Annotated in this window: 6 protein-coding genes and 1 pseudogene; 5 read left to right on the top strand and 2 right to left on the bottom strand. The window is 58.1% G+C overall.

The features are described 5' to 3' along the window. The first annotated feature begins 204 nt into the window (after positions 1–204). From plsC to HMPREF9538_RS09395, 4 genes and pseudogenes are all read left to right on the top strand, one after another. Entirely contained in the window at positions 205–942 is a 738-nt protein-coding gene (gene plsC / locus HMPREF9538_RS09380; protein ID WP_002916826.1) for a 1-acylglycerol-3-phosphate O-acyltransferase, read from the top strand. An 83-nt stretch (positions 943–1,025) separates the two neighbouring features. Further along, positions 1,026–2,438 (top strand): cell division protein FtsP, encoded by a 1,413-nt coding sequence (gene ftsP / locus HMPREF9538_RS09385; protein WP_004144547.1) that lies wholly within the window; start codon positions 1,026–1,028, stop codon positions 2,436–2,438. A gap of 33 nt (positions 2,439–2,471) precedes the next feature. Further along, positions 2,472–4,803, top strand: a pseudogene (locus HMPREF9538_RS09390) (YgiQ family radical SAM protein). Further along, a complete protein-coding gene (locus HMPREF9538_RS09395; RefSeq protein WP_004144550.1) occupies positions 4,803–5,330 on the top strand; it encodes a GNAT family N-acetyltransferase in 528 nt (175 codons plus the stop codon). The pseudogene HMPREF9538_RS09390 and the gene HMPREF9538_RS09395 overlap by 1 nt, the downstream one beginning before the upstream one ends. A gap of 35 nt (positions 5,331–5,365) precedes the next feature. Here HMPREF9538_RS09395 and dkgA read toward each other — a convergent pair whose 3' ends face one another. Then, entirely contained in the window at positions 5,366–6,193 is an 828-nt protein-coding gene (gene dkgA / locus HMPREF9538_RS09400; RefSeq protein ID WP_002916796.1) for a 2,5-didehydrogluconate reductase DkgA, read from the bottom strand. Between the two features lie 145 nt (positions 6,194–6,338). After that, a complete protein-coding gene (yqhD, locus tag HMPREF9538_RS09405) occupies positions 6,339–7,502 on the bottom strand; it encodes an alcohol dehydrogenase (RefSeq protein ID WP_004144551.1) in 1,164 nt (387 codons plus the stop codon). A 196-nt stretch (positions 7,503–7,698) separates the two neighbouring features. Here yqhD and HMPREF9538_RS09410 point away from each other — a divergent pair, with 196 nt between their 5' ends. Further along, a complete protein-coding gene (locus tag HMPREF9538_RS09410; protein WP_004144552.1) occupies positions 7,699–8,598 on the top strand; it encodes an AraC family transcriptional regulator in 900 nt (299 codons plus the stop codon). The last annotated feature ends 16 nt before the right edge of the window (positions 8,599–8,614 follow it).

Here is an 8,614-nt window from a genome sequence, read left to right as displayed (position 1 = left end):
CCCCCCCCCCCCCCCCCCCCCCCCCCCTTTGGGGGGGGGGGGAAACGAAAAAATGCCGCAAAATCGTTGTTTATTCAGGCGTTGCGATTAACAATGTCCATCATCAGGGACCCAGGAAGAACGGTCCCGGCCTGCGCAGAACTTGTGAGCCTGCCTTCTGCCAGCAGCGAATAATTCTAAGCGGTTTGGGTTTTAGAGGTAGCTATGCTATTCATTTTTCGAGTAATTTTCGTGGTCATTTATTGCATCGTAGTATGCGTACTTGGCTGTCTGTACTGCTTGTTCAGCCCACGTAATCCAAAACACGTTGCCACTTTCGGCCATCTGTTTGGCCGTTTATCTCCGGTATTTGGCCTCAAGGTAGAGCTACGCAAACCCGCCGACGCGGAAAGCTATGGCAACGCGATCTACATCGCTAACCACCAGAACAACTATGATATGGTGACGGCGTCGAATATCGTGCAGGCTCCGACGGTCACCGTAGGTAAAAAGAGCCTGCTGTGGATCCCGTTCTTTGGCCAACTGTACTGGCTGACGGGCAATTTGCTGATTGACCGTAATAACCGAACCAAAGCGCACGGCACTATTGCCGAAGTCGTCAACGCTTTTAAAAAGCGTAAAATTTCGTTCTGGATGTTCCCGGAAGGGACCCGTAGCCGCGGCCGCGGCCTGCTGCCGTTTAAAACCGGGGCTTTTCACGCGGCTATTGCCGCTGGGGTGCCGATTATTCCGGTGTGTGTCTCGAATACATCGAATAAAATAAAGCTCAATCGCTGGAACAACGGTCTGGTGATTGTGGAAATGCTGCCGCCGGTAGATACCACGCAGTTTGGTAAAGACAACGTGCGCGCGCTGGCGACGCATTGCCGCGAGCTGATGGCCGCCAAAATCGCTGATCTGGACAACGAAGTGGCCGAGCGCGAAGCGGCTGGAAAGCAATAAGACAGGAAACGCCGCCAACGCGCGCGTATTGCTGGCGGGAAACGAATTCCCTTTTTCATTTGTCAGTATGTCATGGAGTTAATATGTCACTCAGTCGGCGTCAGTTTATTAAGGCTTCCGGCGTAGCGCTGTGCGCTGGCGCCGCGCCGCTGAAGGCCCATGCCGCCGGCCAGCAGCCTGCGCTGCCGGTTCCGCCGCTGCTGGAATCTCGTCGCGGCCAGCCGCTGTTTCTGACGCTGCAGCGTTCCCACTGGTCGTTTACCCCCGGCACCCGCGCCCCCGTCTGGGGGATCAATGGCCGCTATATGGGGCCGACGATCCGCGTCTGGAACGGAGACGACGTCAAGCTTATCTACAGCAACCGCCTGACGGAGAACGTGGCGATGACCATCCGCGGTCTGCAGGTGCCTGGCCCGCTGATTGGCGGCGCGGCGCGCATGATGTCGCCGAACGCCGACTGGGCGCCGGTGCTGCCTATCCGCCAGAGCGCGGCGACGCTGTGGTATCAGGCCAACACGCCGAACCGGATGGCGAAACAGGTTTACAACGGTCTGGCGGGCATGTGGCTGGTGGAAGACGAGGTCAGCAAGAACCTGCCGATCCCTAACCACTATGGCGTCGATGACTTCCCGGTGATTATTCAGGATAAACGGCTGGATAACTTCGGCACGCCGGAATATAGCGAACCTGGCAGCGGCGGCTTTGTGGGCGACACGCTGCTGGTTAACGGCGTGCAGAGCCCCTATGTTGAAGTGTCGCGCGGCTGGGTGCGCCTGCGCCTGCTGAACGCTTCCAACTCCCGGCGCTATCAGCTGCAGATGAGCGATGGCCGACTGCTGCATGTGATTTCCGGCGATCAGGGATTCCTGCCGGCGCCGGTTTCGCTCAAGCAGCTATCGCTGGCCCCGGGAGAGCGGCGTGAAATTCTGGTCGATATGACTAACGGCGATGAAGTGTCCATTACCTGCGGCGAAGCGGCGAGTATCGTCGACCGTATCCGCGGTTTTTTTGAACCGTCAAGCATCCTGGTCTCCACGCTGGTGCTGACGCTGCGTCCGACCGGGCTGCTGCCGCTGGTGACCGACAGTCTGCCGGTGCGCCTGCTGCCGACCGAGCTGCTCTCCGGTACGCCGATCCGCAGCCGGGATATCACCCTTGGCGACGATCCGGGCATCAACGGCCAGCTGTGGGATCCGCAGCGTATCGATATCACGGCGCAGCAGGGGACCTGGGAGCGCTGGACGGTGCGCGCCGACCGCCCGCAGTCGTTCCATATTGAAGGGGTGATGTTCCAGATCCGTAATGTCAACGGCTCGTCTCCTTTCCCGGAAGATCGCGGCTGGAAGGACACCGTGTGGGTCGACGGGCAGGTTGAGCTGCTGGTCTATTACGCTCAACCGTCGTGGCCGCACTTCCCGTTCCAGTATCTGAGTCAGACGCTGGAGCTTGCCGATCGCGGTTCGATTGGCCAGATGCTGGTGAATCCCGCGCCGTAATCTCTTTGACCCTGGCCGGCGCACGGTCAGGGTTTGAGAAAATCCTCCTTCATTTCCACTATCATTCCGGCTTATAATCCACGCCCTTTTGGTTATTTTTTTATCATTTTCCCCGGAAGCAATATGAGCGCAATATCCCTGATCCAACCGGATCGTGACCTTTTTTCCTGGCCGCAATACTGGGCTGCCTGTTTTGGCCCTGCGCCCTTTTTACCGATGTCGCGTGAAGAGATGGATCAACTTGGCTGGGATAGCTGCGACATTATTCTGGTTACCGGCGACGCCTATGTCGACCACCCGAGCTTCGGGATGGCTATCTGCGGCCGCATGCTGGAAGCGCAGGGTTTCCGGGTTGGGATCATCTCCCAGCCGGACTGGAACAGCAAAGACGACTTTATGCGTCTGGGCAAACCGAACCTGTTCTTCGGCGTGACCGCCGGCAACATGGACTCAATGATCAACCGTTACACCGCCGACCGTAAACTACGTCATGACGATGCCTATACGGCGGGTAACGTGGCGGGCAAACGACCGGACCGCGCTACCCTCGTCTACACCCAGCGCTGTAAAGAGGCGTGGAAAGATGTGCCGGTGATCCTCGGCGGCATCGAAGCCAGCCTGCGTCGTACCGCCCACTATGATTACTGGTCCGACACCGTGCGCCGCTCGGTGCTGGTGGACTCCAAGGCCGATATGCTAATGTTCGGCAACGGCGAGCGTCCGCTGGTGGAAGTGGCTCATCGCCTGGCGATGGGCGAAACCATCGACCAGATCCGCGATGTGCGCAATACCGCCATCATGGTGAAAGAGGCGCTGCCCGGCTGGAGCGGCGTGGACTCCACCCGTCTGGATACGCCCGGTAAAATTGACCCCATCCCGCATCCGTACGGTGAAGATCTGCCGTGCGCCGATAACAAACCGGTCGCGCCGAAAAAACAGGAAGCGAAAAGCATTACTGTGCAACCGCCGCGGCCCAAACCGTGGGAAAAAACCTATGTGCTGCTGCCTTCCTTCGAGAAGGTGAAAGGCGATAAGGTCCTGTACGCTCACGCCTCGCGCATTTTGCACCACGAAACCAACCCCGGCTGCGCCCGGGCGCTGATGCAAAAGCACGGCGAGCGCTACATCTGGATCAACCCGCCGGCAATCCCGCTCTCCACCGAAGAGATGGACAGCGTCTTCGCGCTGCCGTACAAGCGGGTGCCGCATCCTTCCTATGGCGATGCGCGTATTCCGGCGTATGAGATGATCCGCTTCTCAATCAACATCATGCGCGGCTGCTTCGGCGGCTGTTCGTTCTGCTCGATCACCGAGCACGAAGGACGCATAATCCAGAGCCGTTCTGAGGATTCGATCATTAATGAGATCGAAGCCATTCGCGACACCGTGCCCGGCTTTACCGGGGTGATCTCCGATCTCGGCGGGCCAACGGCCAACATGTATATGCTGCGCTGTAAATCGCCGCGCGCTGAGCAGACCTGCCGCCGTCTCTCCTGCGTCTATCCGGATATTTGCCCGCACATGGATACCAACCATGAGCCGACGATCAATCTTTATCGCCGCGCTCGCGAGCTGAAGGGCATCAAGAAGATCCTTATCGCCTCCGGGGTACGCTATGACATCGCGGTCGAAGATCCGCGCTATATCAAAGAGCTGGCGACCCACCACGTCGGCGGCTATCTGAAGATCGCCCCGGAGCATACCGAAGAGGGACCGCTGTCGAAGATGATGAAGCCGGGAATGGGCAGCTACGACCGCTTTAAAGAGCTGTTCGACACCTATTCGAAGCAGGCGGGTAAAGAGCAGTATCTGATCCCGTACTTTATCTCCGCTCATCCGGGCACCCGTGATGAAGATATGGTGAACCTGGCGCTGTGGCTGAAGAAGCATCGCTTCCGTCTCGACCAGGTGCAGAACTTCTATCCGTCGCCGCTGGCGAACTCGACCACCATGTATTACACCGGCAAGAACCCGCTGGGTAAAATTGGTTATAAGAGCGAAGAGGTGGTGGTGCCGAAGGGCGATAAACAGCGCCGTCTGCACAAAGCGCTGCTCCGCTACCACGATCCGGCAAACTGGCCGCTGATCCGTCAGGCGCTGGAGGCGATGGGCAAGAAGCACCTGATTGGCTCCCGCCGCGACTGCCTGGTGCCAGCGCCAACCCTGGACGAAATGCGTGAAGCGCGTCGCCAGAACCGCCATACTCGTCCGGCGCTGACCAAGCACACGCCGATCGCCCATCAGCGCCAGACGCCTGCCGCTGCGGGCGCGAAAAAACGCGTTAAGCCGAAGGCCGTATCACGCTAAGCGGCTGGCCCGGCGGGATCGCTCGCCGGGAACATCTGTGAAAAAAGGAGAGAGGTGATGACGCCGGTCATCCTGTCGCGACAACAACTGGACCAGCTCTGGGAGATAGACCGCAGCGAAATTATCGATACGCTCTACCGTCTCGATAACGGTCAGCTGCGGGCTTATCGGGAATATTATGACGTGCGTGGCTGGGACCCTCACGATCGTCAGGTTTATACTCCGATTCACGAGGCCTGTTACGATCGCGGCGGTATTTTTTTCGCCTTTTTTGACGATGAGCAGATGATTGCCGCAGCGGCGCTGGATACGCTGCCTCGCGGCATGAATGGCGAGCTGCGCCAGCTATTATTCTTTTATGTCGGGGCGGGAAAGCGCGGCCAGGGCTGGGGGCGGCGACTGTTTCAGTATGCCCTGCACCAGCTGCCAGAAATGGGGGCGTCCGGCCTCTATATCTCGTCGATCCCCAACAAAAACACCGTCGATTTTTATCTGGCTCAGGGATGTCGCTTAGCGGATAAGCCCGACCCGGCGCTGTTTGCGCTGGAGCCAGAGGATATTCATCTGGTCTGCGATCGCCTTTAACGCCGAGGCGCTAAAGGCGATGGCAAGAGAGAGCATTATCCGCCGAACTGATCCGGGTCAGGACCGAGACGTTTACCCTGGTCCAGCTTCGCGATCGCTCCCAGCTCATCTTTGTCGAGACGGAAGTCCCAGACGTCAAAGTTTTCCGCGATACGCGACGGCGTGACGGATTTCGGGATCACCACCAGACCGCTGTCGAGATGCCAGCGGATGACGATTTGCGCCGGCGTTTTGCCGTACTTATCGGCGAGCTGGTGGATGACTTTTTGATCGAAGACGCCTTCGCCGCCCTGGGCCAGCGGGCTCCAGGATTCGGTCTGGATCTTGTGGGTGGCGTTCCACGCGTGCAGCTGACGCTGCTGCATAAGTGGATGGAGTTCTATCTGATTGATCACCGGGGCGACGCCGGTTTCATCAATCAGCTTCTGCAGATGCGGTACCTGGAAATTACACACGCCAATGCTTTTGGTCAGCCCCTGCTGCTGCAGCTCGATCAGCGCCTGCCAGGCCTCGACGTAATGGCCGATAGCCGGTACCGGCCAGTGGATTAAATAGAGATCCACATAGTCCAGCTTCAGTTTGCTGAGGCTCTCTTTCAGCGCCTCGTGCGGCCGTTTTTGATCGTCGTTCCACAGCTTAGTGGTGATGAAGAGCTCATCGCGGTTGACGCCAGCGCTGTGCAGCGCATTGCCGACGCCGGTCTCATTTTGGTACGCGGCGGCGGTGTCAAAAGAGCGATAACCGACTTCCAGCGCCTTATGAATGGCGGAGACGACTTCCTCGTTGCCAGCTTTCCACACGCCGAGACCCAGCTGCGGCATCAGGTTGCCGTCGTGCAGTTTTATAACGGTTGGATGTGTCATGCCTTCCTCCTGTTAATGAACTCGGCGAAGCAGGATCCGCCGAGGGGTAGCATTAAGTCTGGACGAAATAGCTAAAAACGGTAGTAAAAACACCTCTCCCCGGCGTTTGTTTAACGTAAGGAGAGGTGAATCAGGCGGGGAGCGCTTAGCGTGCAGCCTCGTAAATACGGCGGCTGACGTCCAGGGTGATATCCTGATGTTCGCCAAGTTTAGTCATGCCGTGCTCTTCCAGTTTCGCCAGCAGCGCCGGGATGGAGCTACCGTCGAGACCGTAATCGGAAAGGCGGGTCGGCACGCCCATCTGCTCGAAGAACTGACGCGTTGCGGCGATGGCGGCATCGATACGTTGGTCGTCAGAGCCTTCGGTAATATTCCACACGCGCTCGGCATACTGCAGCAGCTTCTCGCGCTTGGCATCGCGTTTCTCATTCCACAGCGCCGGCAGCACGATAGCCAGCGTCTGGGCGTGATCCAGGCCGTGCATCGCCGTCAGCTCGTGGCCGAGCATATGCGTCGCCCAGTCCTGTGGCACGCCTGCGCCGATCAGGCCGTTCAGCGCCTGCGTCGCCGCCCACATAATATTGGCGCGCACGTTATAGTTCTCCGGTTCCTGCAGGGCTTTCGGGCCATCCTCGATCAGGGTCAGGAGAATGCCTTCGGCGAAGCGGTCCTGGATTTTGCCGTCAACCGGGTAGGTCACGTACTGCTCGACGGTATGGACGAAGGCGTCAACCACGCCGTTCGCGACCTGGCGCGGCGGCAGGGTATAGGTATAAACCGGATCGAGGATCGCGAACTGCGGCTGGACGTGCGAAGACATAAACGCGCGTTTGTCGCCGGTGGTTTTCCGCGATATGACCGCGCCTTTGTTGGATTCAGAACCGGTCGCCGGCAGAGTCAGTACCGAGCCCATTGGAATGGCGCTGGCAATTTTGCTGCCATAGGTTTCCAGAATTTCCCACGGATCGATATCCGCGTCGTAGTGGGCTGCTGCAGCGATAAACTTGGTGCCATCCAGCACCGAACCGCCGCCGACCGCCAGCAGGAAGGTCACTTTCTCTTCCCGGGCGAGTTTCACCGCATTCATCAGGGTTTCGTAAGACGGGTTCGGCTCGATGCCGCCAAATTCAAGGACATCCAGGCCATTCAGAGCGGTGAGGACCTGATCCAGGACGCCTGTTTTTTTGACGCTGCCGCCGCCGTAGGTGATCAGTACGCGGGCTTCCGCCGGGATCTGTTCACGCAGCTTTTCAATCGCGCCTTTGCCAAACAGAATGCGGGTTGGGGTATGCAGGTCGAAATTATTCATTGCTTAAGTCCTCCAAAGAGTAAAACCGTCGACAGGGACGATACCGCTGCCCGATGAAGGTTATTGTGGTCCTGGCGCCGTTGACCCTCAATGCACATTCCTGCCGATGTCTTGCCTATTTCTCCATATGGCTGGAGAATTTGTAGCGGCCTGCGCACAATGTACAGGTGAAGAAACATCGGGAGAGACGGTGGCAATGCAACACGCAGAGATATGTCGGACATTAACGGAGAAGATTAACCTGCTGAAAGATAAGCACGAAATGTTAAGTTCGTTGCTGCCTGACGTCCGTTTGCTGTACGGAACGCAACCGGGGCCCCGGACGCCGGTGATGTATCAGCCGGGGATCGTTTTTCTCTTTTCGGGCCATAAAATTGGTTATATCAATGAGCGGACTTTTCGCTACGATACAAACGAATATTTACTGCTGACCGTGCCGCTACCTTTCGAGTGCGAAACCTTTGCCACCCCGGAGGTGCCCCTCGCCGGGATGCGCCTGAACGTCGATATCCTGCAACTGCAAGAGCTGCTGATGGATATTGGCGAAGATCCGCTGTTTCAGCCCGCGGTCGCCTCCAGCGGGATAAACTCCGCGGTACTCTCGGAGGATATTCTGTGCGCTGCCGAACGGCTGCTTGACGTGATGGAGCGGCCGCTGGACGCACGGATCCTTGGCAAGCAAATCGTCCGCGAAATTCTGTATTATGTGCTGACGGGGCCCTGCGGCGGCGCGCTGTTGGCGCTGGTCAGCCGGCAGACCCACTTCAGCCTGATAAGTCGCGTGCTCAAGCATATCGAAAGCCAGTACACCGAAAACCTCAGCGTCGATCGGCTGGCGGCGGAAGCGAATATGAGTGTGTCAGCGTTTCACCATAATTTTAAAGCGGTGACCAGCACTTCTCCTTTGCAGTATCTGAAAAACTACCGTTTGCATAAAGCACGAATGCTGATGATCCATGACGGCATGAAGGCCAGCGCGGCGGCGATGCGCGTGGGATATGAAAGCCCTTCGCAGTTCAGCCGCGAGTTTAAGCGCTACTTCGGTTTGACGCCGGGAGAAGACGCCGCGCGTATTCGCACGATGCAGGGGATGTAATACCGGGAAAGGGCGG

The sequence above is a fragment of the Klebsiella sp. MS 92-3 genome (assembly GCF_000195655.1).
Taxonomy (GTDB): Bacteria; Pseudomonadota; Gammaproteobacteria; order Enterobacterales; family Enterobacteriaceae; genus Klebsiella; species Klebsiella pneumoniae.
Note: the sequence above shows the minus strand (reverse complement) of the source record. Positions and strands in the feature narration are given on the sequence as shown.